The 26,449-nt window shown below is 61.4% G+C and carries 24 protein-coding genes and 1 pseudogene; 20 read left to right on the top strand and 5 right to left on the bottom strand.

All coding sequences use genetic code 11. From position 1 onward, the window contains the following. The first annotated feature begins 87 nt into the window (after positions 1-87). The 6 genes from hisS to HNQ71_RS07895 all read left to right on the top strand — a co-directional run bounded on the left by hisS (position 88) and on the right by HNQ71_RS07895 (position 7,429). Positions 88-1,593 (top strand): histidine--tRNA ligase, encoded by a 1,506-nt coding sequence (gene hisS / locus HNQ71_RS07920; protein ID WP_184871950.1) that lies wholly within the window; start codon positions 88-90, stop codon positions 1,591-1,593. Positions 1,594-1,771: 178 nt separating this feature from the next. Further along, complete coding sequence (locus tag HNQ71_RS07915; RefSeq protein WP_184871948.1) at positions 1,772-2,893, top strand: ATP phosphoribosyltransferase regulatory subunit; 1,122 nt, start codon at positions 1,772-1,774, stop codon at positions 2,891-2,893. Then, positions 2,890-3,588 (top strand): ATP phosphoribosyltransferase, encoded by a 699-nt coding sequence (gene hisG / locus HNQ71_RS07910; RefSeq protein ID WP_184871946.1) that lies wholly within the window; start codon positions 2,890-2,892, stop codon positions 3,586-3,588. Before HNQ71_RS07915 ends, hisG begins: the two co-directional genes overlap by 4 nt. A gap of 81 nt (positions 3,589-3,669) precedes the next feature. Then, positions 3,670-5,442: an AMP-binding protein gene (locus tag HNQ71_RS07905; RefSeq protein WP_184871945.1), complete on the top strand. Its 1,773-nt coding sequence runs from the start codon at positions 3,670-3,672 to the stop codon at positions 5,440-5,442. 169 nt (positions 5,443-5,611) lie between these two features. After that, positions 5,612-6,715, top strand: coding sequence for a calcium:cation antiporter (locus HNQ71_RS07900; RefSeq protein WP_184871943.1), 1,104 nt, complete (start codon positions 5,612-5,614; stop codon positions 6,713-6,715). 66 nt (positions 6,716-6,781) lie between these two features. Next, positions 6,782-7,429: a class I SAM-dependent methyltransferase gene (locus HNQ71_RS07895; RefSeq protein WP_184871941.1), complete on the top strand. Its 648-nt coding sequence runs from the start codon at positions 6,782-6,784 to the stop codon at positions 7,427-7,429. A 127-nt stretch (positions 7,430-7,556) separates the two neighbouring features. On the opposite strand, the gene HNQ71_RS07890 is transcribed toward HNQ71_RS07895, so the two are convergent. Further along, positions 7,557-8,234, bottom strand: coding sequence for an MIP family channel protein (locus tag HNQ71_RS07890; RefSeq protein WP_184871939.1), 678 nt, complete (start codon positions 8,232-8,234; stop codon positions 7,557-7,559). 323 nt (positions 8,235-8,557) lie between these two features. On the opposite strand from HNQ71_RS07890, the gene HNQ71_RS07885 reads away from it, so the two are divergent. The 3 genes from HNQ71_RS07885 (at position 8,558) to HNQ71_RS07875 (ending at position 11,087) form a co-directional block, all read left to right on the top strand. Continuing rightward, entirely contained in the window at positions 8,558-9,847 is a 1,290-nt protein-coding gene (locus HNQ71_RS07885; RefSeq protein ID WP_184871938.1) for an RsmB/NOP family class I SAM-dependent RNA methyltransferase, read from the top strand. 141 nt (positions 9,848-9,988) lie between these two features. Further along, positions 9,989-10,447 carry a PaaI family thioesterase gene (locus HNQ71_RS07880; protein ID WP_184871936.1) on the top strand — a complete coding sequence of 153 codons (459 nt, stop codon included), beginning with the start codon at positions 9,989-9,991 and terminating at the stop codon, positions 10,445-10,447. A gap of 4 nt (positions 10,448-10,451) precedes the next feature. Further along, positions 10,452-11,087, top strand: a complete 636-nt coding sequence (locus HNQ71_RS07875) for a 5'-methylthioadenosine/S-adenosylhomocysteine nucleosidase (protein ID WP_184871934.1) — start codon at positions 10,452-10,454, stop codon at positions 11,085-11,087. 12 nt (positions 11,088-11,099) lie between these two features. Here the strand turns inward: HNQ71_RS07875 and HNQ71_RS07870 are convergent, their stop codons facing one another. After that, positions 11,100-11,417: a hypothetical protein gene (locus HNQ71_RS07870; protein ID WP_184871932.1), complete on the bottom strand. Its 318-nt coding sequence runs from the start codon at positions 11,415-11,417 to the stop codon at positions 11,100-11,102. A gap of 85 nt (positions 11,418-11,502) precedes the next feature. Here HNQ71_RS07870 and HNQ71_RS07865 point away from each other — a divergent pair, with 85 nt between their 5' ends. The 4 genes and pseudogenes from HNQ71_RS07865 (at position 11,503) to HNQ71_RS07850 (ending at position 14,607) form a co-directional block, all read left to right on the top strand. Then, positions 11,503-12,006 (top strand): MarR family winged helix-turn-helix transcriptional regulator, encoded by a 504-nt coding sequence (locus tag HNQ71_RS07865; RefSeq protein ID WP_184871930.1) that lies wholly within the window; start codon positions 11,503-11,505, stop codon positions 12,004-12,006. Between the two features lie 55 nt (positions 12,007-12,061). Beyond that, a complete protein-coding gene (gene guaA / locus HNQ71_RS07860; RefSeq protein ID WP_184871929.1) occupies positions 12,062-13,624 on the top strand; it encodes a glutamine-hydrolyzing GMP synthase in 1,563 nt (520 codons plus the stop codon). A gap of 293 nt (positions 13,625-13,917) precedes the next feature. Beyond that, a pseudogene (locus HNQ71_RS07855) lies at positions 13,918-14,395 on the top strand (Arm DNA-binding domain-containing protein); the annotation flags it as partial. Then, positions 14,395-14,607 carry a GntR family transcriptional regulator gene (locus HNQ71_RS07850; protein WP_184871928.1) on the top strand — a complete coding sequence of 71 codons (213 nt, stop codon included), beginning with the start codon at positions 14,395-14,397 and terminating at the stop codon, positions 14,605-14,607. The pseudogene HNQ71_RS07855 and the gene HNQ71_RS07850, both read left to right, overlap by 1 nt. 487 nt (positions 14,608-15,094) lie before the next feature. Here the strand turns inward: HNQ71_RS07850 and HNQ71_RS07845 are convergent, their stop codons facing one another. Both HNQ71_RS07845 and HNQ71_RS07840 read right to left on the bottom strand, forming a co-directional pair. Continuing rightward, complete coding sequence (locus HNQ71_RS07845; RefSeq protein WP_184871927.1) at positions 15,095-15,508, bottom strand: ester cyclase; 414 nt, start codon at positions 15,506-15,508, stop codon at positions 15,095-15,097. A 157-nt stretch (positions 15,509-15,665) separates the two neighbouring features. Continuing rightward, positions 15,666-16,550 (bottom strand): LysR family transcriptional regulator, encoded by an 885-nt coding sequence (locus tag HNQ71_RS07840; RefSeq protein WP_184871926.1) that lies wholly within the window; start codon positions 16,548-16,550, stop codon positions 15,666-15,668. 120 nt (positions 16,551-16,670) lie between these two features. On the opposite strand from HNQ71_RS07840, the gene HNQ71_RS07835 reads away from it, so the two are divergent. Beyond that, entirely contained in the window at positions 16,671-18,320 is a 1,650-nt protein-coding gene (locus HNQ71_RS07835; protein WP_184871925.1) for an ABC transporter substrate-binding protein, read from the top strand. Positions 18,321-18,337: 17 nt separating this feature from the next. Next, entirely contained in the window at positions 18,338-19,327 is a 990-nt protein-coding gene (locus HNQ71_RS07830) for a quinone oxidoreductase family protein (RefSeq protein WP_184871924.1), read from the top strand. Positions 19,328-19,407: 80 nt separating this feature from the next. Here the strand turns inward: HNQ71_RS07830 and HNQ71_RS07825 are convergent, their stop codons facing one another. Next, positions 19,408-20,625, bottom strand: a complete 1,218-nt coding sequence (locus HNQ71_RS07825) for an ROK family transcriptional regulator (RefSeq protein WP_184871923.1) — start codon at positions 20,623-20,625, stop codon at positions 19,408-19,410. A gap of 352 nt (positions 20,626-20,977) precedes the next feature. On the opposite strand from HNQ71_RS07825, the gene HNQ71_RS07820 reads away from it, so the two are divergent. Genes HNQ71_RS07820 through HNQ71_RS07800 form a run of 5 tightly spaced genes read left to right on the top strand, consistent with a single transcriptional unit; the run spans position 20,978 to position 26,338 of the window. Then, positions 20,978-22,168, top strand: coding sequence for a glycoside hydrolase family 30 protein (locus tag HNQ71_RS07820; protein WP_343068089.1), 1,191 nt, complete (start codon positions 20,978-20,980; stop codon positions 22,166-22,168). 48 nt (positions 22,169-22,216) lie between these two features. After that, positions 22,217-23,485, top strand: a complete 1,269-nt coding sequence (locus HNQ71_RS07815) for an ABC transporter substrate-binding protein (protein WP_184871922.1) — start codon at positions 22,217-22,219, stop codon at positions 23,483-23,485. 60 nt (positions 23,486-23,545) lie between these two features. Further along, a complete protein-coding gene (locus HNQ71_RS07810) occupies positions 23,546-24,466 on the top strand; it encodes a carbohydrate ABC transporter permease (RefSeq protein WP_184871921.1) in 921 nt (306 codons plus the stop codon). Beyond that, positions 24,463-25,293 carry a carbohydrate ABC transporter permease gene (locus HNQ71_RS07805; protein WP_184871920.1) on the top strand — a complete coding sequence of 277 codons (831 nt, stop codon included), beginning with the start codon at positions 24,463-24,465 and terminating at the stop codon, positions 25,291-25,293. The genes HNQ71_RS07810 and HNQ71_RS07805 overlap by 4 nt, the downstream gene beginning before the upstream one ends. Before the next feature lie 40 nt (positions 25,294-25,333). After that, on the top strand, positions 25,334-26,338 hold the full coding sequence (locus HNQ71_RS07800; protein ID WP_184871919.1) for an ABC transporter ATP-binding protein: 1,005 nt from the start codon (positions 25,334-25,336) through the stop codon (positions 26,336-26,338). The last annotated feature ends 111 nt before the right edge of the window (positions 26,339-26,449 follow it).

The following is a 26,449-nucleotide window of genomic DNA, read 5'->3' as shown; positions in this document are numbered from 1 at the left end:
ACAAAGCTGCATCGGTTAGGACACGCGCGCTGCGGAAATAGGAAATTTCCTATCGCACAGCGCCACGAAACACCGAGTACCCATCCCATGGCCGACAAATCGGAAAAGACGAAAGCGCGGCTGCCGCGCGGTTTTGCCGACCGCAGTGCGGAAGACATTCGCGCCGTCGAGAAGATGATGACGACGATCCGCTCGGTCTATGAGCTCTACGGCTTCGAACCGGCCGACCAGCCGCTGATCGAATACACCGATGCGCTGGGAAAGTTCCTGCCCGACCAGGACCGGCCGAACGAAGGCGTCTTCTCCTTCCAGGACGATGACGACCAGTGGCTGTCGCTGCGCTACGACCTGACCGCGCCGACGGCGCGCTTTGTCGCCGAGAATTACGAGCGCCTGCCCAAGCCCTATCGCAGCTACCGCTCCGGCTGGGTGTTCCGCAACGAGAAGCCAGGCCCCGGCCGCTTCCGCCAGTTCATGCAATTCGATGCCGACACGATCGGCACGCCGGGCGTGGCGGCGGACGCCGAGATGGCGATGATGATGGCCGACGTGATGGAAGCGCTCGGCATCAAGCGCGGCGACTACGTCATCCGCGTCAACAACCGCAAGGTGCTGGACGGCGTCCTGGAGGCGATCGGCCTTGGCGGCGACGACAATGTCGGCCGCCGGCTGACGGTGCTGCGGGCGATCGACAAGTTGGACAAGCTGGGGCCCGAAGGCGTGAGACTTCTGCTTGGGCCGGGGCGTTGGGATGGCGGCAAGGAAGGCGAGGGCGATTTCGCCAAGGGCGCCGGGTTGAATGACGGACAAGCCGAGGCGGTGCTTCGCGCAACAGCAAGGAACACACAGGCCGGCCAGGATTCCAGCGTCAGCACGAATGCGGTCTATCAGGAAGGCGTCGGCGAGCTCTCGACGATCGAAGCCCTGGTCCGGGCTGCGGGATACGCCGAAGACCGTATCGCCATGGACCGTTCCGTCGTGCGCGGCCTTGAATACTACACCGGCCCCGTTTTCGAGGCCGAGTTGCTGGCCGAGATCCCCAATGAGGACGGCCAGATCGTCCGCTTCGGCTCTGTCGGAGGCGGCGGCCGCTATGATGGCCTCGTCTCGCGCTTTCGCGGCGAGCCGGTACCGGCGACCGGTTTCTCCATTGGCGTCTCCCGGCTGATGACCGCACTGAAAAACCTCGGCAAGCTCGACAGCGCGGATGTGATCGCGCCCGTCGTCGTGCTGGTCATGGACAGGGACACCGACAGCCTCGGCCGCTACCAGAAGATGGTGAGCGAGCTGCGCGCCGCCGGCATCCGTTCTGAAATGTATCTCGGCGGCGCCGGCATGAAGGCGCAGCTCAAATATGCCGACCGGCGCGGCTGCCCGGTGGCAATCATCCAGGGCGGCGACGAGCGCGCCAAGGGCGAGCTGCAGATCAAGGACCTGATCGAGGGCGCCCGCATGTCGGCCGAAATATCAGACAACGCCGAATGGCGCGCCGCACGTCCAGCGCAGGTGACGGTGGCGGAAAGTGAGTTGGTAGCAGAGGTGAAGAAGATCCTGGCGGCGCAGGCGGCTGATCGCGCGAAAGGTGGCGCTTGAACACCCCCCTCTGGCCTGCCGGCCATCTCCCCCTCAAGGGGGGAGATTGGCAGCTTGAGGCTCGGCGCCTCTTCTTCAGCGCTGGAGATTGGCGAAAGCCTACTCGACATCCAATCTCCCCCCTTGAGAGGGAGATTGCCGGCAGGCCAGAGGGGGGTGCCTCGCGCCCGTCTGATCGATGACGTCCCGCTACCCCGCCATATCAGCCGACATCATCAACCTCTTCGCCACGCGCAACACGCATGCCGTCGAAGTCGCCGTGCTGCAGCCGGCGGACCCCTTCCTCGACATGGCCGGCGAGGATCTGCGCCGGCGTATTTTTCTCACCGAAAGCGAGACCGGTCAGGCGCTGTGCCTGCGGCCGGAGTTCACCATTCCCGTCTGTCTCGACCACATAAGATCGCAGGCCGGCACGCCGCGCCGCTATTCCTATCTCGGCGAGGTGTTTCGCCAGCGCCGCGAAGGCGGCAACGAGTTCTTCCAGGCCGGCATCGAGGATTTGGGCGATCGCGACACCGCCGAAGCCGATGCCCGCTCGCTGGCCGACGCGCATGCGCTGCTTGCCCTTGTGCTGCCCGGCCAGGCGCTGGCGATCACCCTCGGCGACCAGACCATTTTCGAGGCCGTGCTGGCGGCCCTTGGCCTGCCGCGCGGTTGGCGCATGCGTCTTGCCCGTGCCTTCGGCTCGGCGCCGATGCTGCAGGCGGCGCTCGCCGATCTCGCCAACCCGCCCCGCAACGGCCAGCTCTCCGGTCCGGTCGCCGCGCTCGTTCTCGACGGCGATCTCGAAGGTCTGTCCGCGCATATCGCCAATGGCATGGAAGAAGCCGGCCTGTCGGCTTCCGCCGGGCGTTCGCCGGCCGACATTGCACGGCGGCTGATCGAGAAGGCCGAATTGCGCAGCGTGCGGCTGTCCAACGAGGCCTTCGCGGCGCTGAAGAGTTTTCTTGCGATCGATGTGCCGCTCGATGGCGCGGCCCAGGCATTGGCGACCTTCGCCGGCGGCGCCGGGCTCTCGCTGGGCGCCGCACTGGAGAATTTCGCCGCCCGCGCCAAGGCGATCGAAGCGCATGGCTTGCCGACGGGAAGTATCCGCTACGACGCCGCTTTCGGCCGTCCACTCGACTATTACACCGGCCTGGTCTTCGAAATCGCGGCGCAAGATGGCGAACGCCCGCTCGTCGGTGGCGGCCGTTACGACCGTCTGCTGACGCTGCTTGGCGCCAAGGCGCCGATCCCCGGCGTCGGCTTTTCCGTCTGGCTCGACCGCATCGACGCATTGCGGGAGACGGCGCCATGATCACGCTGGCAATCCCGTCGAAAGGCCGGCTCAAGGAGCAGGCGCTGGACGTGCTGGCCAAGGCTGGGCTCGCCGTCAGCCTGCCTGGCGACCAGCGCTCCTATCGCGCCCGCATCGAAGGCTGGGAAAGCATCGAAGTGGCCTTCCTGTCGGCTTCCGAGATTGCCGGCGAGATCGGCCAGGGCGCGGTCGATCTCGGCATCACCGGCGAGGACCTGGTGCGCGAGAACCTTGCCGACTGGGAAACCCGCGCCGAAATCGTCGCTCGTCTCGGCTTCGGCAATGCCGATGTCGTGGTCGCCGTGCCCGACATCTGGCTCGACGTCGACACCATGGCGGATCTTGACGATGTCGCTGCCGATTTTCGTCAGCGCCATGGCCGGCGGCTCAGGATCGCCACCAAATATTGGCGGCTGACGCAGCAGTTCTTCTCGCAAAAACACGGCATCCAGGTCTATCGCATCGTCGAGAGCCTCGGCGCCACCGAAGGGGCGCCGGCGGCGGGCCTGGCCGATGTCATCGTCGACATCACCACCACCGGCTCCACGCTGCGCGCCAATCATCTCAAGGTGCTCGGCGACGGCCTCGTCCTGCGCTCGCAGGCCTGCCTGGTGGCGTCAAGGAAGAAGCGCGCGGCGGCGGATGAGGCGTTGTTGCGCGATGTGGCCGCGAAGATGGCGGCCATCGTCAGCTAAGGTTGCTCTCCAGTACCATCGACGGGATTTCCACCATCCCGGCGGGCTGATAGGCTCGACCCGTCCTGGGAGGAGACAGCGATGCCGATCAATCTCGACGAGCTGAAGAATGCCACCAATTTGCGCGGGCGTGGATCGCGCGATGGCGGTGTCTTCGTGGCACCCGTCGACGGCACGGCGCACGTTTCCGGCGAGCGCACGACGCCGCTGCTCAACAAGACCATACCCGCGCTGTTTTCCGACACCGCCAGCAAATACGCCACGCTCGATGCCGCGGTCTTCGTCGACCAGGACAAGCGCTTCACCTGGAGCGAACTGTCGGACACGGTCGATGCGTTGGCCGCCGGCTTCCTGGCGCTGGGCCTGGAAAAGGGCGATCGTGTTGGCATCTGGTCGCCCAACCGCTGGGAGTGGCTGGTTACGCAATTCGCCACCGCGCGCATCGGCCTGATCCTGGTCAACATAAACCCGGCCTACCGGCTGACCGAGCTCGACTATGCCTTGAACAAGGTCGGCTGCAAGGCGCTTGTGACGGCGGTCAAGTTCAAGACCTCCGACTATCTCGGCATGATCGAGACGCTGGCGCCCGAGATCGCGACCGCCACACCCGGCAAGCTCAAGGCAAAGGCATTGCCGGCGCTGAAGATCGTCATCCGCATGGGCGAGGACAACTCACCCGGCATGTTCAATTTCGCTGATGTACTGGCCATGGCCGGGCGCGACGAGCATGACAGCCTCGACCGCATCTCCGAGGGGCTGAAGCCCGGCGACGCCATCAACATCCAGTTCACGTCAGGCACCACAGGGGCACCCAAGGGCGCGACGCTGACCCACAACAACATCGTCAACAACGGCAATTTCGTCACCTCGGCGATCAAGCTGACCGTCGACGACCGGCTTTGCATCCCGGTGCCGCTCTATCACTGCTTCGGCATGTCGATGGGCACGATGGGCTGCGTGTCGAAAGGCGCGACCATGGTTTTCCCGGGCGAGGGGTTCGATGCTGGCGCCACGCTGAAAGCGGTGGCGAATGAGCGCTGCACCGGTCTTTATGGCGTTCCGACCATGTTCGTCGCGCTGCTCGATCATCCGGACTTCCAGTCCTTCGATCTCTCCAGCCTGCGCACCGGCATCATGGCCGGCTCGCCATGCCCGATCGAGGTGATGAAGAAAGTGGTGTCGCTGATGCATATGTCAGAAGTGACGATCGCCTACGGCATGACCGAGACCAGTCCGGTGTCGTTCCAGAGTGGCGTCGACGACCCGCTGGAAAAACGCGTCTCGACGGTCGGCCGCATCCACCCTCATGTCGAGGTCAAGGCGATCGATGCCGATGGCGCCACCGTCGCCGTCGGCGCGCCGGGCGAACTGTGCACGCGCGGCTATTCAGTGATGAAGGGCTATTGGGACGACGACGACAAGACCCGCGAGGCGATCGACACCGATGGCTGGATGCACACCGGCGATCTCGCCACCATCGATGGCGAGGGCTATTGCAACATTGTCGGCCGGGTCAAGGACATGGTCATCTGCGGCGGCGAGAACGTCTATCCGCGCGAGGTCGAGGAATTCCTCTACCGCCATCCCAAGGTTAGGGAAGTGCAGGTCTTCGGCATTCCAGACCCAAAATATGGCGAGGAGTTGTGCGCCTGGATCGTGCTCAAGCCAGGCCAGATCGCCACCGAACAGGAGATCAAGGCCTTCTGCGCCGGCCAGATCGCCCACTACAAGATCCCGCGCCACATCCGCTTCCGCACCGAACTGCCGATGACGGTGACCGGCAAACCGCAGAAGTTTTTGATGCGCGAGGCGATGGTCAAGGAACTGGGATTGGTGACGCAGAAGACGGCGTAAGGGGAACAGCGCTTCGATTTGTCAGTGCACTGAATGCAGCCAAGGTCGCGATCCCGCGGCATCGTTTGGAGCCGCGGGTTGACGTTGTTTGTGAGGGTCGAATGGGCGTCTGCCGGACATTGGCGAAGGCGCTCCATGAGTTTTCCGCAAGTTTCGCATGGGGGCTTGAATGAGTGGTTTCGGGCGATCGGTGACCTCTTATGCAATGCCCTTGGCCGCTTTGGTGATGGCTGTCGCTGTCAGGGCAAGCGGGCTGTCGGTGGATCAAGGTTCGCTGAGCATCAGGATCCTTGTCGGAGCGCTTTCGTGTGCGATTATGTTCACCACCATTTTCGTGGTGCTCGACCACGCTGAGGCGGTGGCTCGGCGAGTAGGAGAGCCCTACGGCACATTGGTGCTGACTTTCGCCGTGACGGCAATCGAAGTGTCGATCATCGTCTCCATGATGCTGCATGGAGAGAACAACCCCACGCTTGCACGTGAGTCCGTCTTTTCAACGGTAATGATTACATCTACCGGCGTCGTCGGCATGTGTCTCGCGCTTGGCGGCTGGCGTCATCGCAAGCAGGCAATTGTTCGACAAGGGACCAGCGCATATTTGGCGGTTCTGGCCGCACTGACCGTCATGACGCTTGTTCTGCCAACCTACACACAAACTACAGGGCCCGGCACATTTTCAGCCGCTCAACTTGGCTTCGTAAGCGTGCTTTCAGTGCTGCTTTACGCAAGTTTTGTGTTCGCACAGACTGTCCGGCACCGAGACGACTTCGTCCAAGGACTAGAACACGACGTTTCGACGCGGACCGTCCCTCATGAAAGCGTCGCTGCCGGCACTTTGCTCCTGTTGATCGGGCTGATTGGAATTGTCATGCTCGCCGAGCAAGTCGCCGCAAGTGTTGAAGATACGCTCGTTGCCTACCAGGTGACTCAGTCCGACAGTATTGTGGGAGCATTGATCGCCGGGTTGGTTTTGATGCCGGAGGCCATTTCGGCGGTTCGCGCTTCACTTCACAATGAGCTGCAACGCGGCTTGAATGTTGCGATGGGTTCCGCCTGCGCTACAATTGGTTTGACAATACCGGCAGTCGCAGCCGCCAGCCTGCTGACGGGGAGAGGGTTGACCCTGGGGCTTCCTGCAACCGACACAGTACTTCTAGTCTTAGCACTCTTCATATGCAATGTGAGCTTTAGTACCGAAAGAACAACATTCCTGACTGGCATGGTCCATATCGTGGTATTTTTTACGTATATATTTCTTATATTTGTACCATGACCGATTTGCGCCCACATCCGCAGTTGGCTGTGATTTAAGGAATTCGGAATCGGAGGCGGCACGCTGATGTTGGACAACTACGAGGTGGACGGGTTTGGCGTGATCCACCAGATCGACTTCACCCCGATCAAATACGACAAGCAATACATTTCCTATTACGAGGACCTGAGTGACCGGACCATCAAGCTCGGATATCAGCGACTTGGCTGGGTGCTGGGAATCACCGGCGAGATTCCCCGGTCCGTGCTGGAGATTGGATATGGGACGGGGACATTTGTCGAAGCCGCGAAAATAACCGGGGTCGCCGACTGCGCCGGCTGCGACATCGCCAGGTTTCCGCTGCCCAAGGGCGTTCGCTTTGTCGATTGGGATGAGGCGCTCGCCAACTCGTGGGATCTCGTCGCCATGTTCGACGTGCTGGAGCACATCCCGGATTTGGGTTTCCTCGCCCGCCTTCAGGCCCGTTACCTGGCCGTGGCCGTCCCTTATTGCCGCTGGCGCGAGCTCGGCGCCGACGGCGACGCGTGGTTCCGGACGTGGCGTATGCGTCTCCCCAACGAGCACCTGCACCACTTCGACCGTGACTCGCTGGGGGCGCTCCTCGCACACAACGGCTTCCAGTGCGTGACACTGAACGGCTTCGAGGACGGAATTAGACTGCGGCCCGGCGAAGCGGGTCCGAATATTCTGTCGGGCTTCTTTAGAAAGCTATAGCCCGATTTCCCCGAGGGCTCGACCAAACGGGCGAGTCAGGTATGGGCTTGTCGTTGGGACGCGACAGGATCGGCAAGAAAGGCGCGGGCCACGGCCCGCGCCTTTTTCGTATTCAAGCATCTAAACCTCAGTCCTTCTCGAAGACGCGCGCCTTGGCGACGACGCCGGCAAGGGCGCCGCCGATCAATGGTGCGACGATGAACAGCCAGAGCTGGCCGATCGCCGCAGTGCCGGAAAACAGCGCCGGGCCAATCGAGCGGGCCGGATTGAGCGAGGTGCCGGTGACCGGGATGATGGCGAAGTGCAACCCTGCCAGCGTCAGGCCGATGACAAGCCCGGCGAACGCCGTCGAGTGCTTTTCAGCGGTGACACCGAGGATCACGGTGACGAAGGTGAAAGTGCCGATCAATTCCCACAGGAACGCCGAGCTGACGCCCCATTTCGCCACGTCCCAGCCATTGGCGCCGAAGCCGCCAGTGTGTCCGCCGGCCTGGCCGGAGACGATGATCCACAATGCCAGCGAAGCCAGGATGGCGCCGATGATCTGCGCGATCCAATAAGGGATGACGTCCTTGGCCGGCAGCCGGCCGGCAAGGAAGACACCCAGCGTCACCGCCGGATTGAGATGCGCGCCTGAAATCGGGCCGATCGCATAGGCCGCCGCAATAAGGCCGATGCCGAATGCCAATCCGATGCCTTCCTGGCCGAGCGGCAGCGCACCGCCGAAGCCGCCCGTCACCACAGAAGCCGTACCGATGAACACCAACAGAAATGTGCCTAGAACTTCCGCCAGATAAGTCTTCATTGCCCTCTCCTCGTATCGATCCGCCGGTCCACGTTTTCCGTGCCGCGAATCATGGCGGCAAGAGTATTCCCAACCGAAAAACTTGGAAAGCAGAGCGGTTGCGCCACATGCGGTGCTTGCTCGCCCCAGTCACGAACATTAGAGATCTGTCATCTATTGATCGATCTGTTGTTCCCGGCCGGAGACATTTACTTGTCGCGCAGATCAGCTGGCCTCGGTCGGGATAACCTCGTCGCCGTGAGACGGAAGCGGGGTTCAATCCGGTCGAGAAAGGCTCTAAGAGCAGGCCCGAAGATCATGTGCTCGATTAGATGGGATGACGAATGCGACTGGGCGGACGGCTGGCAGCAGCCATCGAAGTTCTGGAAGACATCGGCCGGCGTCACCGGCCGGTTGCGGACGCGCTGAAGGATTGGGGCCTGTCGCACCGTTTCGCCGGCGGCGGCGACCGCGCCGCGATCGGCAACATCGTCTATGACGCCTTGCGCCGAAAACGTTCCGCCGGATGGCTGCTCGGCGAAGACACGCCACGCGCCATCGGCTTCGGCGCGCTGTTGCTCGAATGGGGCCAGACGGCGCAGTCGCTCAACGATGCACTCGACGGTGACAAATTCGCGCCGCCGCTGCTGACCGCACCCGAGCTTGAGGCAATTGCCGAACGCCGGCTCGCCGATGCGCCGGACGCGGTGCGGGCCGACATACCGGATTGGTGCGCGCCGCTTTTCGAGAAAACCTTCGGCGCCACCTGGGCCGACGAGGGTGCGGCGCTGGCGACGCGCCCGCCGCTCGACATCAGGGTCAACACATTGCAGGCTAACCGTGACAAGGTGCTGGCCGAGTTGACGGGAACCGGCGCCAAACCAGCCGCAATCGCGCCGCAAGGCATCCGCATCCCGCCGATCGATGGCGACGGCAGGCATCCGAACGTGCAGGCCGAGCCGGCTTTCCAGAAAGGCTGGTTCGAGGTCCAGGACGAAGGCTCGCAGGTCGCGGCTGCCCTTTCCGGCGCCGAGGCCGGCATGCAGGTGCTCGACTACTGCGCCGGCGCCGGCGGCAAGACACTGGCGCTGTCGGCTGCGATGGACAATCGGGGCCAGATCTTTGCCCACGATGCCGAAAAGGCGCGGCTGGCGCCGATCTTCGACCGCATCCGTCGCTCTGGAAACCGCAATGTGCAGGTCGTCACCAAGCCGGCAGAACTCGCGCCGCTCGGCAACCATATGGACATCGTGCTGGTCGACGCGCCTTGTACCGGCAGCGGCACCTGGCGGCGCCGTCCCGATGCCAAATGGCGGCTGACGCAAAGACAACTCGACGCCCGCAAAAGCGAGCAGTCGGCGATCCTCGAAGCGACCAAAGCCTATGTCAAGTCAGGCGGCCTGCTGGTCTACATCACCTGCTCGGTGTTCGACGAAGAGAATGGCGAACAGGTCGCGGCGTTCCGGCATCGCAACAGTGGCTTTGTCCCGGTCGATCATCGCGCGCTCTGGGACAGCCGTTTTCCCGGCCATGCGGCAGCCGCGCGGATCGGTCCGGCCGGGGACGTCTCGCTGTCCCCGGCGCTGAGCGGCACTGACGGATTCTACTTCTGTGCGCTGCGCAGGTCGGCCTGAGCCCCATCCGATATCGCCAATCCTTGACGTGTGCCGGACCTCAGCCGGCGGCCGAGGCCGATTGTTGCAGTGCAGCAAAAGCATTTGCCTGCCGCCCATGCCTCTGCAATAAGCTTATCCGCATAAAGGAAGGCAGCGGCCATGGCAGCAAAGATCGTACCCGCCCCGGACTATGAGGATCGCGTCAGAACCTCCTTCGCGCGTCAGAAGGCCATGGCCACGATCGGCGCCGAACTGACGCTGGTGACGCCGGGCATCATCGAGATCGAGATGCCTTATTCGGCGGCACTGACCCAGCAGCATGGTTTCCTGCACGCCGGCGTCATTTCGACGGCGCTGGACTCGGCCTGTGGCTATGCTGCCTTCTCGCTGATGCCGGAAAACTCCGGCGTGCTGACCATCGAATTCAAGGTCAATCTGTTAGCGCCGGGCAGGGGCGAGCGCTTCCTGTTCCGCGGCTCGGTGACAAAACCCGGCCGCACCATCATCGTCGCCGACGGCCAGGCCTATGCCTTCGCCGCCGACGGCGAGGCCAGGCTGATCGCCACCATGACCGGAACGATGATGACGGTGGTCGGGCGTGATGGCATCGAAGGCTGATCCGATGGGTAGGATTGGGCGGCTTGGCGGCAAGGGCGTCCTTTTCGTGATGGCTGCCGAGGCTGAATATGGTCCGCACCTGAAGCGATTGTTCGCACCTCTCATGACGGGTGTCGGACCGGTCGAGGCCGGCGTCAGGCTGGGCGCCGAACTCTCCCTGCTGAAGTCGCAGACAGCCCTGCCGGACCTCGTCGTGTCGCTCGGCTCGGCCGGCAGCCGGACGCTGGAGCAGACGGAAATCTACCAGGCCGTCTCGGTCAGCTACCGCGACATCGACGCCTCGCCACTCGGCTTCGAAAAGGGCGCGACGCCCTTCCTTGACCTGCCGGTAACCGTGCCGCTGCCGTTCAGGATTCCTGGCGTGAGGGAGGCAACGCTGTCGACCGGTGGCGCGATCGTTACCGGCGCCGCCTATGACGCGATCGCTGCCGACATGGTCGACATGGAGACCTTCGCCTGCCTGCGCGCCTGCCAGTTGTTCGACATTCCGCTGATCGGGCTGCGCGGCATTTCCGACGGCGCGGCGGATCTGCGGCATGTCGGCGACTGGACGGAGTATCTGCACGTCATCGACGAGAAGCTGGCGGATGCGGTCAGGCGGCTGGAACAGGCGATCGGCGATGGCTTGCTGGGCGCCTGACGGCAAACAGCATCAGGCCGCCAAGCTTGCCGGATCGCCGAAATCGATGCGCGAAATGCGCCCGCGTACGGCGCCGGTCGCATCGACATAGTCGATTGCTCCCGGCGAATGATCGAGTTTCCAGGAGCCGGTGGGGCCATCTCTCCATTCGACCTTGTAGCCGTCGTCGAGCAGCGTCCAGATCCCATGGAAACGAGTACCGTCGGGCAGCAGCATATGCGCCCGGTTCTCGTTTTCGTAGTGGATGAAGGCATCCTTGCCGCCCATGTCGATGACATGCGTGGTGCCAACCATGATAACGGCCAGCGTGTTCCTGTCGAGAATTGTCATGGTCTCTGTCCGCGTGCTTGAGTTCGATAGAGGCTCGACGAGGTGAATGTCGTCAAGTATCTTGACTATATGGAGTTTGAAGAAAATGGTCAAGGAGCTTGACGAAAAAATCGACACCCTTCCCGATCACGTCGGCTGGCGCCTTTGGCAGGCGAGCCGTGCCTGGCAGGCCGAATTCGCCGCCGCGATGCGCGCCGCCGGTCACGGCTGGTTCACCGAAGCGCGCGCCGGACTGCTTGGGTACATCGGCAGGAACGGCATGCGCCAGTCGGCGTTGATCGAACGCTCGGCAATCTCCAAGCAGGCGATCCAGCAACTGCTCGACGGCCTCGAGGCGGAGGGGATCGTCGAGCGAATGCCCGATCCGCAAGACGGCCGCGGCAAGCTGGTGCGCTACACCAGCAGGGGGCTGGATGCCTTGCGCGACGGCGATCGGGTCAAGATGGAGATCGAGCGGCGCTATGTCAGTCGCATTGGCGAGGAGCGGTTCACGGCACTGATGGGCGCTTTGCGGGCGCTCGCGGCCCGAGAGGCTGCGGCGATGGATGAAGACGCTGGCGCTGAAGGTGAAGTCGTGGAATCGAAGTGACAGCAAGGCCTCGCAACCCATTGCGTCGACTCATTTCTTTCTCTAAACGCTCGCCATGAAAACAGCCAATCATCCCGACACCGTCCTGATTGTCGATTTCGGCAGCCAGTTTACGCAACTCATCGCCCGCCGCATCCGCGAGGCCGGCGTGTTTTCCGAGATCGTGCCGTTCCAGTCGGCCGAGGCGGCTTTCAAGCGCATCAATCCGAAAGCCGTGATCCTGTCCGGCGGCCCCGCCTCGACGTCGGACATCGGCAGCCCGCGCGCGCCACAGATCGTCTTCGATGCCGGCGTGCCGGTGCTCGGCATCTGCTACGGCCAGATGGCGATGTGCGTGCAAATGGGTGGCGTCGCCGAAAGCTCCGATCATCGCGAATTCGGCCGCGCCTTCGTCGAAATCGAGAAGGACAGCCCGCTGTTCGAGGGCCTGTGGGCGCCCGGCCAGCGCCACCAGGTGTGGATGAGCCATGGCGACCGGGTCATCTCCTTGCCCAAGGGCTTCGAAGTGTTCGGCAAGTCCGAAGGCTCGCCCTTCGCCATCTTCGGCAATATCGAGCGCAAGATGTACGGCATCATGTTCCACCCCGAAGTGGTGCACACCCCGGATGGCGCAAGACTGCTGCGCAACTTCGTCCACAACATCGCCGGCATCGAGGGCGACTGGACCATGCGCGCCTACCGCGAACACGCGGTCGAGACGATCCGCAAGCAGGTCGGCAAGGGCAAGGTCATCTGCGCGCTGTCGGGCGGGGTCGACTCGTCGGTCGCCGCCCTTCTGATCCACGAAGCGGTCGGCGACCAGCTCACCTGCATCCTTGTCGACCACGGGCTGATGCGCAAGGACGAGGCGGCTGGCGTGGTGGCGATGTTCCGCCAGCACTACAATCTGCCGCTGATCCTGGTCGATGCGTCGGACAAGTTCATCTCGGCGCTGGAAGGAGAATCGGACCCCGAGAAGAAGCGCAAGACTATCGGCCGGCTGTTCATCGAGGTGTTCGAGGAGGAGGCGAAGAAACTCGGCGGCGCCGATTTCCTGGCGCAGGGCACGCTCTATCCCGACGTCATCGAAAGTGTCTCCTTCACCGGCGGCCCGTCGGTGACCATCAAGTCGCACCACAATGTCGGCGGCCTGCCCGCGCGCATGGACATGCAGCTGGTCGAGCCGCTGCGCGAACTGTTCAAGGACGAGGTGAGGGCGCTCGGCAAGGAGCTCGGCCTGCCCGAAAGCTTCATCGGCCGGCATCCGTTCCCAGGCCCTGGTCTTGCCATCCGCTGCCCGGGCGGCATCACCCGCGAAAAGCTGGAGATCCTGCGCGAGGCCGACGCCATCTATCTCGACGAGATCCGCAAGGCCGGCCTCTACGACGCCATCTGGCAGGCCTTCGCCGTACTCTTGCCGGTGCAGACTGTCGGCGTGATGGGCGATGGCCGCACCTACGAGTTCGTCTGCGCATTGCGCGCCGTGACCTCGGTCGACGGCATGACGGCGGATTTCTACCACTACGACATGGCGTTCCTGGGTGCGGCCGCCACCCGCATCATCAACGAAGTGCGCGGCATCAACCGCGTCGTCTACGACGTCACCTCGAAGCCGCCCGGCACGATTGAGTGGGAGTGATTCAGACCCACTCAAACGCCGCCGAAAATACGCCAATCTGCGACGTAACACACTGAAAACAAAAATAAGTCCCTTCAGGGACAATCAGCGACAATCGGCACGCAGAGATTGGCTTTGACGGACCGTCTGACGGACCTCCCGCATATTGCCCACCCGAATTTTTCTAAGTACCGTCAGAGCCAATGAGGCTCGTGACGGTACTTTTTTGTGCCTTAAGGCATTGAAGGAAAAGGGAAATGCCTGCGACGGAGCCTCGAAATTGTACTGACGGTACTTTTCAGGAGGCAATGGGAATGTTGACGGACATCGCTCTTAAAGCGCTGAAACCAAAAGATAAAATCTACAAGATTGCTGACCGTGACGGCATGTACGTCCGCGTCATGCCCAGTGGCGCGATCTCGTTTCGGCTGGATTACAGGCTGAATGGACGCCGCGAGACGGTCTATCTAGGCAGATATGGGAGAGATGGAATCTCGCTCGCGTTGGCGCGAGAAAAAGTGCCTCGACGCAAAGCGCGCTATTGCCGATGGCCGATCGCCGGCGATCGAGAAGCAGCGCGACAAGCGTCGCCTGAAAGAGGCGAAGAGCTTTGGCGAATTCGGGGAGAAGTGGCTCACTTCCGCACCGATGGCCGACAGCACGCGCGCCATGCGGCGCGCCATCTTCGAGCGGGAGCTTCTTCCATCTTGGCGCAATCGCCTGCTGACGGAGATTACGCCGGATGACCTGCGGGCCCATTGCGGCGCTATCGTTGAGCGGAATTGTCCCAGTTGAATGACTGGAAGACGGCGCGTGACGATCATCACCTGATTGTGGAAGCGATCGCTGCCAGGGACGCCGACACGGCCTGCCGCGAATCCCGCCGTCATATCCGGGAATCGAGGGATGGCAGCCTGGACCTCATGCTCAGACAGCGGGATATGCGCGACCTGTATCTATCCCGAAACGACGAGTTGCAGACGCGACCGGGTCTGGCCGTTTAAGTCCGCAGGCTCAATTGTTGCTAACGACGCTCGATTCCGAGCGTCAATGCAGGCTACATCACGCAACAAGCTGCTCAGCGATCGCCTGCGCCAGCAGCAGGATGCAATTTGACATCCAGTGCTCGATACCAGTTGGTCGCGACAGGCGAACCCAGCACTCGTGCTTGTCCCGCGTTTCGCGCAGGCGCCTGCTTTCCAATCAGATGAGAGAGAAAGTGATGCCCTCGGGTCGCCTCATGTCTGAGGGGTGGGTCGCAATGAAGAATTATCCAGCGAGAGGCTGGATAAGCGCCGGCGTGCCTTGCTTTTCGGGCAGAATGTGAGGAAGGCGCCCAAATGCCAGTCCTCTGCGGGCAATCTTCTCGGGAGGCAACGCTATGCCGGTGTGGTTAAACGCCAAGGAGCTTATCCCACACTGTTGAGCGTGGCGGCCCGACTGCAGCCAACGATTCATCAAACGCGGCCTGCCTATGGCCTCCCCCCGAAGCTAGGAGGGAAACGCGCCTAGCTGCATCAAGAGGCCGAGGAGGTCGGGCTGACCGTATTCTTTGACGATCTTGCCATTCTCAAGGTGATAAATGTTCAGAGCCTGGACGCGGATCGTCTTGCGAGTTGGCGGCACGCCCATGAATGGTCCGGTATGGGTGCCGTTCATCGTGAAGCGGGCCGCGATCTTGTTCTCCTCGGTGATCGCCTCTTCCAACGTCCATTGGATGTCGGAAAAGCCTCCTCGCATCATTGCGACGATCGCCATGTAGCCGGCAGGTCCGGTCATCGGCTCTGGCCTACCGGGGACATGGAAGATGGCATTCGGCGAGACGAGCTCGTTCGCCAGCTTTTCATCCGCCGAGTTGATGAATTCGACGAACCTGGCCATGAAAGAGGTGGCGGTGCTGCTCATAACAAACGTCCCAATTTGGCTGCAGCCGCGGTAGCGGCGATACTGACAGATGTACGGTTGAAACAGGGCGGGATAAACCGCGCCAATGGTTGCTGACCTACAACAAATTCGCTCGAATTAGGCCCCGTCGCCTTATGTAGGTCTAGTAATCGCGGCGCTACCGTCCAAATTTGGCTACGGCGAAATCCAAAAAGCTCCGAAGCTTGGCGGTTATGCGGCGATCGGGAGCGTAAATCACGTTGAGCGGCCGGGTCGGCGGGAGATAGTCCGGTAAAACCCCAACAAGTTCGCCGCTTGCCAGGGCCTCACTCACGATTTCGCTCGGCTGTAGCAAGACGCCTATCCCCGCCACAGCCGCGCATAGCAGGGGCTCGCCGTGATCGGCCATCACACGGCCAGATACCGGAACCACAACCCTTCCGTCCGGGCCGTCGAACGTCCAGTGCGTCCTCAACTCGGTGAAGGAAAAGCCAAGACACTCATGCTGTTGGAGATCGAGAGGGTGCCTGATGGCTGGATGTGTCTTAAGGTATGCAGGAGAGGCGCACAGAACCAGTCGGTAGTCAGCCAAAGGTCTGGCAATGAGGCCGCTATCGCCAAGTTCGCCGGTTCGAAAGACCGCATCATATCCCTCGTCAATAACATCGACCGCTCGATTGGAAAGCGTCAATTCCACAGAAATCTGCGGATGGGCCTTCAGGTATTCCGGCAGACTAGGACTTAGGCTGCGTATGCCGAAGCTGACCGGTGCGTTTATCCTCAGCCTGCCAGTTGGAACCGACTTTGTTTCCTCGGCTAACCCCTCTGCCATCTCAACTTCGGCGAGGATGTGCTTGGCTCGCTCATAATAGCCACGGCCGAAGTCCGTTAGGCTTTGCCGGCGTGTGGTTCGGTTTAGAAGGCGGACACCAAGGTGGTCCTCCAACGCGCGAACGTATTTTCCGACGAGCTGCGGCGAGGTCGACATGGCTTCCGCTGCGGCTGAAAAGGAGCCGAGCTCCACAGCCTTAACGAAGACGGTCATGCCGGCGAAGCGGTCCATTTCCATACAATTCGTTTCAAGTGTTGCTCTCTTACGCCCACTTATCGCGAATACGTTTCATATGGAAGAGTCGCGGCCGGTTCGGTCTGAAAATCCCGCATGGGACTGTGGCGAAGCAAAATGCCAATGTTTACGAGCAATTCCGACAAGGTTCCTGAACACGTCTATGCCTCGGCGGCATCTTGTCGGAATGGCCAGCTGGATCGTCGCGAATTCCTGGCACTGGCAAGCGCGTTCGGTGCATCGGCGCCGATGGCTTACGGGCTTATCGGTGCGTCGTTGACGCCGGCCCTGGCGGCGGAGCCCAAACGCGGTGGCACCTTAAAGGTCGCGATGTTCGTCAAGGATCCGAAGGACCCGCGGACCGCGGACTGGTCGGAGATTGCCAATGCACAGCGCCAGACGCTCGAGCCGCTCGTCAAATACACTGCCGACTACACGTTTGAAGGCCGCCTGCTCGAATCGTGGGAGGTGAACGCCGATGCGACGCAGTTTGTGTTGCATTGCCGGCGCGGCGCGACCTGGAATAATGGCGACGCGTTCACGGTCGATGACGTTATCTTCAATTTGCGGCGTTGGTGCGAGCGGGATGCTGCGGGCAACTCCATGGCCGGGCGGATGGGCACGCTCATCGACCAGGCGACCGGCAAATTGCGCGAAACAGCGATCGAACGCCTCGATGACATGACCCTGCGCATTACGCTTCAGCGGCCGGATATCACGTTCATCCCCAATCTGGCCGATTACCCGGCACTGCTGGTTCACAAAAGCTTCGACGAAAAAGGGGCAACCTTCAGCGGATGCCCGATCGGAACCGGACCGTTTGAGTTGATTTCCTACGATGTCGGCGTTCGCGTTGTCTTGAAACGTCGTACACATGGAAACTGGTGGGGTGGCGAGCCTCACCTCGATGGCATCGAGTTCATTGATTATGGGACGGACCCGAACGCAACCTTCGGGGCATTCGAAGCGCACGAGATCCACACGAATTACGAGTCTCCCGTAGACCAGCTGGCAGGCTTGGATGGACTTGGGCTGGTAAAAGGTGAGGCGACGACCGCGGGGACTCTGCTGGCTCGAATGAATGTCACCAATAAACCTTTTGACGATCAGCGGGTGCGCAATGCGCTGCAGTTGGCCGTTGACAACAAGGTTGTGCTCGATCTTGGCTACAGCGGCGCCCGCGACGTGGCCCACAACCACCATGTCTCGCCGATCCATCCCGAGTACGTCGAACTGCCCGCAATCAGCCGTGACATCGACAAGGCCGCCCGCTTGCTTCAGGAGGCCGGTCGCACGGACTTTGAGTTCGAGCTGATCACGGCCGACGAGGACTTTCACCGCAACACGGGCGACGCTATCGCGGCCCAGCTGCGTGAAGCGAAGATCAAGATCAAGCGGACCGTCCTGCCGGGTTCAACCTTCTGGAACGATTGGACGAAGTACCCGTTTTCAATGACGACTTGGAACATGCGGCCACTTGGCGTCCAGGTCCTTGCCGTCGCATACCGGACGGGCGAGGCGTGGAACGAGAGTGCATGGTCAAATCCTGAATTCGACACCAAGCTTAATGCAGCATTGGCCATTCCAGATGCCGAGAAGCGCAAAATTTCGATGAAAGAAATTGAGGCCATGCTGCAGGATGCTGGAATTCTGATCCAGCCCTACTGGCGAAAACTCTACAAGCACTGGGTCCCCGCCCTTAAGGGTGTGCGGGTCCATCCGACGCAGGAACACGAATACTTCGATGCTTGGCTGGATGAAGGCTGAACCCGGAACCCGCTGTCATGCAAAGCGAAATGCGATCGATCGTCGTCAGCCGCTACGGCGGTCCGGACGTCCTTGAGTGGAAGGCCGTTCCGGTCCTTGCGCTAGGCGCATCGGAGATCAGGATCAGGACCATCGCCGCCGCGGTCAACCACACCGACCTCGAGGTAAGGGCGGGCAATTGGCCTATCCGCAAGCCAGACCCCTTTCCATACGTGCCGGGCGTTGAAGTCGTCGGCGAGGTCGTTGAGACCGGAGGCCTGGTGGCGCGTGCGCTTATCGGCCAAAAAGTGATCACGATGATGCAGGGCCTCGGCGGGGTCCGGGCCGATCGGCCCGGAGGCTATGCCGAGTTCGTCACGGTCAAAGCCGATGCGGCTGCTCAACTGCCCGTTGGCACGGATCCGGTTGCTATGGCAGCGATTGGGCTGGCCGGCGTCACCGCGCACGAGGGTTTACGCCCTCTTGGACCTCTCAAGGGGCGGCAAGTCATGGTCACCGGCGCGGCGGGCGGCGTGGGTTCGGCGGCGGTTTCACTTGCCAGCGCACTGGGCGCACATGTTCTGGGCATCGTGTCGCGGCCGGAGCAGGCTGATTATGTTCGCTCGCTGGGGGCAGGACGCGTCCTGGCTTCAAGAGCCGGTGAACTGTCTCTGGTCGAGCCGGAAAGCGTCGATGGCGTTTTCGATACGGTGGGAGGTGCCGTCTTTGAAACATCGCTCTCCGCCCTGAAACCTGACGGGACGTTGTCCCTTGTTGGCGCGGTAGGGGGTAGTGATGTCCGGTTCGATCTCTGGAACCTGATCCGGCCGGTATCGCTGACTGGTTATTCATCGGAGAGCCTTGACGGGGCGGCCCTTGAAGTTGCCGTCGCAACGCTGGCACGCCTCGCTGCACAACACGCTATGCAGACGCCCAAATGGACAACGATGCCACTCTCTGATGCTTCCCGTGCCCATACCGCACTCGAACAGGGGGGGATCAAGGGGCGTATCCTGCTGGTTCCTTAAAGGCTGCCGATACCGGCGCGGCGATCCCGCAGGTTAACTTTAGCGCGAGAGATGGTTCATCTTGACGCCTAAGCGTTTTGCTACCTACGCCTTGCGGTGAAGGGTTCGTGTCCGGTTGGGTGGGTTCCGCTCTCGCGCTCAAACCCAGCGATGCTTTCGAAGTCGAAGAACTGCTGGATCGCGAGCGCCGAGGCACCGCGCGACCAGACGTTATTGTCCCAGTCAATCTCGATCGGCGGCGGTGTTGCGAATGAGGATTCCTTGACGGTGGCAACGAGGGGGTCGATGAGCGCTGGGCCAAAGCGGACTGCTTCTCCGCCGACGATAACGACTTCCGGGTCGATGAGATCGATCAGGCCGCTGAGCCGACGACCGATCTCACGGCCGACTTCGCTCAGATAGTCGAGCGCAAGTCCTTCGCCGGCTTCGGCGGCCTGCTGCAGCTCCGCCGGCGCCCTGCGGGAGCGCTTGCGGATCTCCATCCACGCGCTCACCATGGCCGGTTCGGTGAGACGCCGATCCCAGTCCAACCGGTCCTGAGTCGCGGTCGAACCACCACCGTCCTCGACAGGGAAACCGATCTCGCCGGCAGCGAAACGCGCCCCACGATGGATCTGACCATTGAAGATCAGTGCCGCACCGACACCCGTGCCCACGATCAACACCAGAACCGAATTTCGTCGCCGTCCGTGCCCGAAGAGCTGCTGGGCTATGGCAAACGCATTCACGTCATTGTCCACCCAGACCGGTACGCTGATCTGTGACGTGATCATTTCCGCGATAGGCACGTCCCTCCAGCCCAGGCGCTGAGAGACCAGGCAGACGCCGCGATTGACGTCGACCATTCCCGGCATCGCCATACCGATGCCGACGAGTTTCTGTCGACCCTCGCGCCGATCACGCAAGAGCATGGCCACGCCATCCTTGACCGCATGGGCGACGGCCACGGGGCCGTGGTCAGAAAGGGACAACTCGAAGGCGCCTAGTGCACGGGTGGAAAGATCCGTGAGCGTGCCCTCCAGCCGGCCCTCCGTCAGCTTGAATCCAATCGACCAATGTCTGGCATAGTCGATGCTGAGTGGTGTCGGCCGTCGGCCGCCGCTGCTTTGGGTGCTCTTGCCTTCCACGACGATGCCTTCGTCGATCAATTCGGCCGTGACGCCCGTCACGGCAGCCGGGCTCAGGCCAGTCATCGCAGCTATCTCGACCCGGCTTAGGTCACCTTCCCGCCGGAGGCAGTTGAGGATCAGGCGCCGGTTCATCGCCCGTGTCGTATTTTGATCCGCCTTGAGTCTCATGACTTACTTCATTCTGTGAATTAAGTATTGCGCGCGCATGATGCCCTATGAACGTTGACGAGATCAAGCCGCGTAACGATCTGGCTGATCGCTCCCGGGGAGGGGTTCCGGACCGATTTTACACGACTGCTGGCGCCGAGGGGCGGCAGCGGCAGCCAATTATTGCAACGCACGCCTCTTTCCCGCGAGGGCACGGAGCATCGCCTCCTGTTTGCCCGACGGCGGAGCTGTGCGGGGAGGACAGGCAGGTATGGTACCACAACTGAGGTCGTCTTCGCCAAGCGCCCAATGGGCTATGGTCCGCGTCGACGCGCACCAGGCGTCGAGCAGTCCGTCCGTCTGGACGGATGGCGTGGTCACCCCCGACTTCAAGGGTTTTGGCGGCTGCTTCAACGAGCTTGGGTGGAAGGCCCTTTCGCATCTCGACGAAAACGAACGCGGCGAGGTGCTCGGTGCCCTGTTCTCCACCGATGGCTGCGCCTTCAACTATTGCCGGCTGCCGATCGGCGCCAACGACTATGCGGAGAGCTGGTACAGCCACAACGAAACCGAGGGGGACTTCGCCATGGAGACCTTCTCGATAGCCCGCGACCGACAATATTTGATCCCATACATCAGGGCCGCGCGCGCGGTGCGCGGCGACGACTTCTATCTCTTCGCCTCGCCGTGGAGCCCTCCGACCTGGATGAAGTTCCCGCGGGCGCACAACAATGGAACACTGGTCTGGGAACCGCGCTATCGCAGCGCCTATGCAAACTACTTCGCTCGCTTCGTCAAGGCATACGAGGACGAGGGGATCCCGATCAATGCGGTGCACGTCCAGAACGAGCCAGACTCGGATCAGAAATTTCCGTCCTGCGTTTGGACCGGCGCGAAGATGCGCGACTTTATCCGCGACGATCTGGGACCTGCCTTCAGGTCTGCAGGCCTCGACGCCGAAATCTGGGCGGGCACGATCGAACGCGGCGACTTCAACGGCTGGGCGGGTACGATCCTGTCCGATCAGGTTGCGGCCGCCTTCGTCAAGGGGATGGGATTCCAGTGGGCTGGCAAGCACGGCGTGCAACGAACGCGCCAGGCTTTTCCAGACCTGCCGATTATTCAGACCGAGAACGAATGCGGTGACGGCGCCAACAGTTGGGATCAAGCCCACTACGTCTTCGACTTGATTCAGCACTACCTGAGCAACGGAGCCGAGGCTTATCTCTACTGGAACATGGTGCTGGAGCCCGGAGGCGTAAGCACCTGGGGCTGGCGCCAGAACGCGATGGTGACGGTCGATCCCACCACGCGCAGCGCCACTTTCAATCCCGAGTTCTACGTGATGAAGCACTTTGCCGGCTTCGTGCGACCTGGCGCGGCCGTATTGAGGACTGGTGGCCCGATGGCCGCAAACACCCTGGCTTTCCGCAATCTCGACGGCGGCGAAGTCTTCGTCGTGCAGAACGCGCAGGCTACCGAGAGGACGATCACGGTCCGGGGCAGCCGTGAATCGGCAACTGTGAACCTCGCCCCCTTTTCCATCAGTACGCTCACTCTTTGAACCAAGCGGCGGGCGACGCGCCCTCCGCCCCATAGGGAGGAAATCGAAATGAAGAGATTTTCAGGCTTGCCCATGCTGGGGGCAGCATCGCTGTTGGCGACGCTCTTTGCCTCTACGGCGTTCGCGGACGTGACGGTCCACGTTCTTCGGCCGGAGGTACCGAACACCGAAAAGGCCTACCATCAAAAAATGGTCGCAGACTTCGAGAAGTCGCATCCAGGTGTTGATATCGCTTTCGAATACATCGCCAACGAGGCCTATAAGCAGAAGCTCACAACGCTGCTGCAGTCGGATCAGAAGCCGGACCTTATCTTCAGTTGGGCGGGGGGCGTCCTCACGCAACAGGCCAAAGCCGGCGTTCTCCAGGACATCTCCGCATCCGTCACCAGCGATTGGTCGGCGTCGATCGCGAACGCCGGCTTGTCGGCGTTCACTGTCGACGGAAAAGTCTATGGCATGCCAGTCAATGCGAGCGACGTGGTATTTTGGACCAATCTCGATCTCGCAAAGAAGGCCGGCGTTGACCCCGAAAGCATCAAGACTTGGGACGATTTTCTTACAGCGGTCAAGAAGGCACAGGCTGCCGGCATCACTCCGATCATGGTTGGCGGCAAGGACAAATGGCCACTGCACTTCTACTACGGCTATCTGTGGGTGCGCGAGGCCGGCAAGGACGGCATGGCCGCAGCTATGGGTGGCGAAGGCGACGGTTTTGCTTCGGCCTCCTTCGTGAAGGCTGGCGAGGACTTCAAGAAACTCGTCGATCTGCAGCCCTTCGAGCCGGGTTTCATGGATACCACCTTCGAGCAGGCAACGGGCCAGTTCGGCGACGGCAAGGCCCTGTTTCATCTAATGGGTGACTGGGAGTACGGGACCGAGAAGCAAAATTCGGTCAGCGGCAAGGGCATTCCGGACGACAAGCTCGGAACCATCAGCTTCCCCGCGGTTGCAGGTGGAGCCGGCGAGGCGACCGACACGTTCGGGGGCATCAACGGCTATGCGGTCATTGCCGGCGCACCACCGGAGGCGGTCGAATTCCTGAAATACATGACCGACGCCGAAAATCAGAAGCTGGCGGGCGCGCAGGGCCTCTTCATACCGATCGCCAAGGGCGTGGAAGGAAGCATCGCCAATCCCTTCTTCCGCAAGATGTCCGAGGCGCTCGCTGTCTCCAAATTCCATCAGATCTTTCTCGATCAAGCGCTCGGATCCGATGTCGGGGCCACGGTCACAGACGTAGCCGCGGATTTGGCCCAAGGCGTCGTCACGCCAGAGGCGGCTGCAAAGACCGTGCAGGACGCCTGGTCAATGCGCTGATGGCTTCGGCCGGGCGCGAACTCCGCGCCCGGTCTTCCAATCCATCCAGGGAGGATGAAAATGACCGAGCTTGCTGCGCCCGGACTGGCTCCGAGCATGCGTAGTGGAAGGCGCTTCACCAGCCAAACCAGCGCACTCCTTCTGATGTTGCCGCCAGCGCTGGTGCTTTTCACATTGTTCGTGGCGTTACCTCTGTTCGACGCTGCGTACTACAGCCTGTTCAAGTGGGACGGCTACGGCACACCGACCGATTTCATAGGTCTGGACAATTTCAAGCAGGCCCTTGGCCATGCCGTCTTCTGGCAAGCGGTGCGCAATACGTTGATCGTGCTTGCGGTTTCCGTTTTCGTTCAACTGCCCGTCGCGCTGGGTCTCGCCTTGTTGATCTACGAAAAGACCCCTGCCAATACGCTGTTTCGCCTCATCTTCTTTCTGCCTTTCATCCTGGCCGAGGTAGCTTCGGGTCTGATTTGGAGTTTCGTGTTCGACGGCAACACCGGGGTGGCTGCCGCTCTCTTCCATGCGCTGGGAATGGAGCCAGTCTTCATCCTCGCAGATCGCCACTGGGCCTTCGCGGCCATTACGCTGGTTATCGTGTGGAAATACTTTGGGTTTCACATGATGATCTATATCGCCGCTCTGCAAGGCGTGCCCAAGGAAATGCTTGAGGCCGCTCGGCTGGAAGGTGGCGGGCGCTGGGCTATCGTGCGCCATGTTCAGGTGCCGATGATCGCCTCGGCCATCGGCGTGTCGGTGTTTTTCTCCATCGTCGGCTCGCTGCAACTTTTCGACGTTGTGATCCCGCTCACCAATGGTGGCCCATCCAACTCCACGCATACGATTGTCACCTATCTCTACACGTTTGGTCTCACCCGAACGCGTATCGGCTTCGGCAGTGCCGTCGGTGTCATGCTGTTCGTCACTGCTGTCGCTGTCGCCGTTCTCTACCAACGCCAGATAAGCAAAGGGGGCCGGTCATGAATGCGTTCAGATTTCTTCCAGCGCTTGGAAAGGCCGTCGTCCTGCTGCTTTTCACCGGCTTCGTGCTCGGGCCGTTGACGGTCGCCGTCTTTGGCGGCTTCAAGAGCAATGGCGAACTGCGCGTCAATCCCTTCGGCATTCCGCAACAATGGGACTTCGAGTTTTACGCCGCCATGCTGGGCGATCCGGCCTTCTGGCGCTACATGGGAAACTCGCTGATCATCTCGCTGTCGACCGTGTTTCTGACCCTGATCGTCTCAGCGGCGGCGGCTTATGTCTTCGCCCAGATCCGCTTTCTCGGATCGAGAATGATGCAAGCCTATCTGCTGGCGGGCCTTGTCTTTCCGTTCGCCACCGCAATCCTGCCGCTGTTCATCAAGGTGCGTGACCTCGGACTGCTCGACAGCTACTGGGCCGTTATCCTGCCCCAGACAGCTTTTGGCCTCTCGCTCTCGATCATGCTGTTCAAGACATTCTTCGAACAGTTGCCGAAGGATCTCTTCGAGGCGGCGCATGTCGAAGGCTGCGGCTATGTCAGGTTCTTCTGGCAATTCACGCTGCCACTCTCGACGCCGATCCTGGCGACCGTGGGGGTGTTCGTCTTTGTCCAAAGCTGGAACAATTTCCTGCTGCCGCTCGTCGTCATCAACTCGCGGGAACTGTTCACCTGGCCGCTCGGAATGATGCAGTTTCGAGGCGAATATCTCGCCGAGTGGAACCGCACCCTGGCTTTCATATCGCTGACCATCCTGCCTGCGGTCGCCTTCTTCATCGTGGCTCAGAAATACATCGTTGCCGGACTGACGGGAGGGGCGGTCAAAGGCTGACTGTTTCTGTTGGACACCAAAGAAACCAAGGGAGGAATTCATGGCCAACGTTGAACTATCAAGCATCAACAAGACCTTTGGCGCTGTCGAGACCATACCCAACCTGACGCTCTCAATTCCTCACGGCTCTTTCACCGTGCTGGTCGGTCCGTCCGGTTGTGGCAAGTCCACCCTGCTCAGGATGGTCGCCGGCCTGGAGAGCCCGACGAAAGGGTCGATCGCCATCGGCAATCGGGACGTCACCCACGAGGAACCGTCAAAACGCGGCATCTCGATGGTGTTCCAGTCCTATGCGTTGTTTCCACACATGACCGTCGAACAGAACATCGACTTCGGTCTGCGGCTCGCCAAGGTTCCGCAGGCGGAACGTGAAGCTCGCGTCGCAGCGGCTGCCGAGGTGCTGCACCTCAAGCCGCTGCTGAAACGCAAGCCGGCGGCACTCTCCGGCGGCCAGCGCCAGCGCGTCGCCATCGGGCGCTCGATCGTCCGTAACCCGGAGGTCTTCCTGTTCGATGAACCGCTTTCCAATCTCGACGCGGCACTGCGTACCCAAATGCGCGTTGAGCTCGCAGATCTGCACAAGCGGCTTAACGCGACGATGATCTATGTCACCCACGACCAGGTCGAGGCGATGACGCTGGCAGACCAGATCGTCGTGATGAATGCCGGACGTATCGAGCAAGTCGGGTCGCCGATGGAACTCTACGACACGCCGAACACCTTGTTTGTCGCCACCTTCATCGGGTCCCCGCGCATGAATTTGATATCGGGACAGAGCGCAAAAGCAGAAGGCGCAACCACGATCGGCATACGCCCCGAACATATTGCGGTAGACGATGCCAATGGCATCTGGTCGGGCAGGTTGCGTTTCGCCGAGCATCTCGGCAACGAGACGATCGCCTATGTGGAGTCGGATGTAGGCGAAATTATCATACGCCTCGCAGGGCACCATGGCCTCAAGGAAGGGACACTACGCATGACACCTGACCGGCTCCACCTGCATCGCTTTGATGAGAACGGTCGGCGAATTTCGGCTGTAAACTGAAACCCATTGCCGGATCATTGTTGATCCGAACGTTCAAGTTTTGCCCCAGGATCCGCGCTTCCTGTGAGCGATACGCGTCGATTTTGGTAATCGACTCGGAACTGATCGAGG

Source organism: Mesorhizobium sangaii, assembly GCF_014207355.1.
Classification (GTDB): domain Bacteria; phylum Pseudomonadota; class Alphaproteobacteria; order Rhizobiales; family Rhizobiaceae; genus Mesorhizobium; species Mesorhizobium sangaii.
The sequence above is the reverse complement of the archived record's forward strand: the minus strand, read 5'-3'. Positions and strand labels throughout refer to the sequence as shown.

Coding starts and splice junctions, on each gene's coding strand:
- HNQ71_RS07885 (WP_184871938.1), top strand. CDS start 8,558: ATGCGACTGGGCGGACGGCTGGCAGCAGCCATCGAAGTTCTGGAAGAC.
- HNQ71_RS07835 (WP_184871925.1), top strand. CDS start 16,671: ATGCCAATGTTTACGAGCAATTCCGACAAGGTTCCTGAACACGTCTAT.
- HNQ71_RS07915 (WP_184871948.1), top strand. CDS start 1,772: ATGACGTCCCGCTACCCCGCCATATCAGCCGACATCATCAACCTCTTC.
- hisG (WP_184871946.1), top strand. CDS start 2,890: ATGATCACGCTGGCAATCCCGTCGAAAGGCCGGCTCAAGGAGCAGGCG.
- hisS (WP_184871950.1), top strand. CDS start 88: ATGGCCGACAAATCGGAAAAGACGAAAGCGCGGCTGCCGCGCGGTTTT.
- HNQ71_RS07890 (WP_184871939.1), bottom strand. CDS start 8,234: ATGAAGACTTATCTGGCGGAAGTTCTAGGCACATTTCTGTTGGTGTTC.
- HNQ71_RS07800 (WP_184871919.1), top strand. CDS start 25,334: ATGGCCAACGTTGAACTATCAAGCATCAACAAGACCTTTGGCGCTGTC.
- HNQ71_RS07815 (WP_184871922.1), top strand. CDS start 22,217: ATGAAGAGATTTTCAGGCTTGCCCATGCTGGGGGCAGCATCGCTGTTG.
- HNQ71_RS07840 (WP_184871926.1), bottom strand. CDS start 16,550: ATGGACCGCTTCGCCGGCATGACCGTCTTCGTTAAGGCTGTGGAGCTC.
- HNQ71_RS07895 (WP_184871941.1), top strand. CDS start 6,782: ATGTTGGACAACTACGAGGTGGACGGGTTTGGCGTGATCCACCAGATC.
- HNQ71_RS07875 (WP_184871934.1), top strand. CDS start 10,452: ATGGGTAGGATTGGGCGGCTTGGCGGCAAGGGCGTCCTTTTCGTGATG.
- HNQ71_RS07905 (WP_184871945.1), top strand. CDS start 3,670: ATGCCGATCAATCTCGACGAGCTGAAGAATGCCACCAATTTGCGCGGG.
- HNQ71_RS07810 (WP_184871921.1), top strand. CDS start 23,546: ATGACCGAGCTTGCTGCGCCCGGACTGGCTCCGAGCATGCGTAGTGGA.
- HNQ71_RS07845 (WP_184871927.1), bottom strand. CDS start 15,508: ATGAGCAGCACCGCCACCTCTTTCATGGCCAGGTTCGTCGAATTCATC.
- guaA (WP_184871929.1), top strand. CDS start 12,062: ATGAAAACAGCCAATCATCCCGACACCGTCCTGATTGTCGATTTCGGC.
- HNQ71_RS07880 (WP_184871936.1), top strand. CDS start 9,989: ATGGCAGCAAAGATCGTACCCGCCCCGGACTATGAGGATCGCGTCAGA.
- HNQ71_RS07830 (WP_184871924.1), top strand. CDS start 18,338: ATGCAAAGCGAAATGCGATCGATCGTCGTCAGCCGCTACGGCGGTCCG.
- HNQ71_RS07865 (WP_184871930.1), top strand. CDS start 11,503: ATGGTCAAGGAGCTTGACGAAAAAATCGACACCCTTCCCGATCACGTC.
- HNQ71_RS07805 (WP_184871920.1), top strand. CDS start 24,463: ATGAATGCGTTCAGATTTCTTCCAGCGCTTGGAAAGGCCGTCGTCCTG.
- HNQ71_RS07870 (WP_184871932.1), bottom strand. CDS start 11,417: ATGACAATTCTCGACAGGAACACGCTGGCCGTTATCATGGTTGGCACC.
- HNQ71_RS07900 (WP_184871943.1), top strand. CDS start 5,612: ATGAGTGGTTTCGGGCGATCGGTGACCTCTTATGCAATGCCCTTGGCC.
- HNQ71_RS07825 (WP_184871923.1), bottom strand. CDS start 20,625: ATGAGACTCAAGGCGGATCAAAATACGACACGGGCGATGAACCGGCGC.